4 protein-coding genes are annotated in these 1911 nt (G+C 62.3%); all 4 read left to right on the forward strand.

Annotation, left to right across the window (positions count from 1 at the left end):
• The coding region (locus ACFWPJ_RS31645; protein ID WP_378857026.1) for a DUF6980 family protein at nt 1-158 on the forward strand (158 nt) is incomplete at its 5' end.
• Nucleotides 159-420: 262 nt separating this feature from the next.
• A complete protein-coding gene (locus ACFWPJ_RS31650) occupies nt 421-693 on the forward strand; it encodes a type II toxin-antitoxin system Phd/YefM family antitoxin (protein WP_378857020.1) in 273 nt (90 codons plus the stop codon).
• Nucleotides 690-941, forward strand: a complete 252-nt coding sequence (locus ACFWPJ_RS31655; RefSeq protein WP_378857022.1) for a type II toxin-antitoxin system RelE/ParE family toxin — start codon at nt 690-692, stop codon at nt 939-941. The genes ACFWPJ_RS31650 and ACFWPJ_RS31655 overlap by 4 nt, the downstream gene beginning before the upstream one ends.
• 367 nt (nt 942-1308) lie before the next feature.
• The coding region (locus ACFWPJ_RS31660; protein ID WP_378857024.1) for an ATP-binding protein at nt 1309-1911 on the forward strand (603 nt) is incomplete at its 3' end.

The following is a 1911-nucleotide window of genomic DNA, read 5'->3' on the forward strand; positions in this document are numbered from 1 at the left end:
ACAGGCGATATTGTCCGTATTGCGGCTATAGACTTCCCGACACGCTGCGCATCGAGTGGTTCAAACGTGTCAAAGAGTTGGGTCTGACGGGCGCGGACGATCCGAGCCTTCCCGAGGATATGCGCTCCGATTCTTGGTGGACTGCGTCGAATCTCTGAGAGATCCCGACAGGTTTGGCTGAGCGTCGCCGAGTCTGCTTGCCGTGCAAGATATTTCGTCGTGACGACACCGTAGACGATCGGCTGTGGACCCCGACCGAACCGCTGGTTGTACTGATGATCGAGGCGCATGGTTGATGGCGGACATTTGAGGCGGTTTCGGCAGATGACACCCGGCGAACGGTGACGCGGCCCTCGCCGGTTTCGGCGCCTGACCGGGCTCTCCGCTGCCCGCAGGCGCACGTGGTGTAACATGTTTAACATGAGTACCTTCAGTCTGCGGGATCTGCGCGCGAACCTCGGTGCGGTCGTTCGTGAAGTCGCTACCAGCGGAGATGAGGTCATCATCACCGACAGTGGCACCGAGGTGGCTGTGCTCATCAGCATGGCCGACTATGAACGGCTGCACGAGCATGCGGATATCGCTGACGCTTTGCGGCTTCGGCATATGCGGGAAACCTCGTTCGAGACGATGTCGCTGTCCGAGATGGTGGAGGAACTCGGCGTCGATCCGGCCGTGGTCCTCGCGTCGTGAAGATCGAGTTTCATCAGGACACCCTGAAGCAGCTCCAGAAGCTTCCTCGTGACGCCTTCGGGGCGGCGTTGAAGGCGATCATCGGGCTCAGTGAAGAGCCTCGACCGGCTGGCGCCAAGAAGCTGGTCGGGAGCCGGGACGACTATCGAATCCGGATCGGGCAGTACCGGATCGTCTACGAAGTCGACGACGGTGAGCAGCAGGTGACGATCTACACCGTTGCCAAGCGGTCGGACGCCTATCGCTGAGGGTTCGTCGGCTACTTGCGTGCTTGCCTTGCGGTGATCAATTCGCTGGAAGTAGCGCTTTGTCCGGGGAGGGTTTCCAGAGGCATTCGCGCGAACGAACGATCAACGGCGGCGCACCTTCCTTCCTGCGGCAAACCCACGCGCGCTGACCGTGAACGTAGGTCGGCCGACAGGCCGCGACCAGTTCGCATGGCCCTACCAGCTTGCCACGGAGGCGTCGATGGTCCAGAGCGGGAAACCGCGGTCAATGGTGTGCCTGGGCGAGAACGGCGCGGGTGAGCTTCGGCAGATCCACCAGCTATATAGCGGCAGATCCACCAGTACACTAGCGGCAGATCCACCAGCTGGCCCAGACATAGGAGTGCGGATGCAGACCCTACTCGGCCCAGCCTTGCCGCGACATGCGGAAGCCATGCTCAGCGCCGCGCTTGACGACACCAGAGTCGTGCTGGTCAACGGGGCGCGGCAGTGCGGTAAGAGCACCCTGGTGCGGTTGGTCGCCAAGGCTCGCGGCGTCGAATGGCGCGATCTCGATACCGCCCTGACTCGTCAGGCCGCACTCGAGGATCCGGATGGGTTCGTCGACTTCTCTGAGCCGATGGTGATCGACGAGATTCAGCGGGCACCTGAACTACTGTTGTCGATCAAGGCGAGAGTCGACGCCGACCCACGGCCAGGTCGGTTCCTGCTGACAGGTTCGGCGCGAGTGCTTGGCCTGCGGTCTCTGCCCGACACTCTGGTCGGCCGGATGGAGACCATTGAGCTGTGGCCGTTTTCGCAAGGTGAGATCGACGGTATGCCGGACAGGTTTGTCGACGCGGTCTTCGCCCACGGTGAGGATCTTCGCCACGAGTCGACCATTTCTCGCGCCGGATATGCCGAACGCCTGGTTCGGGGCGGCTTTCCAGGGGCGATCGCGAGAACGAACGATCGACGGCGCCGCCCCAGAGTCATCGCCTACGTGGGGGAT

Source organism: Nocardia sp. NPDC058497 (assembly GCF_042720195.1).
Classification (GTDB): Bacteria; Actinomycetota; Actinomycetes; order Mycobacteriales; family Mycobacteriaceae; genus Nocardia.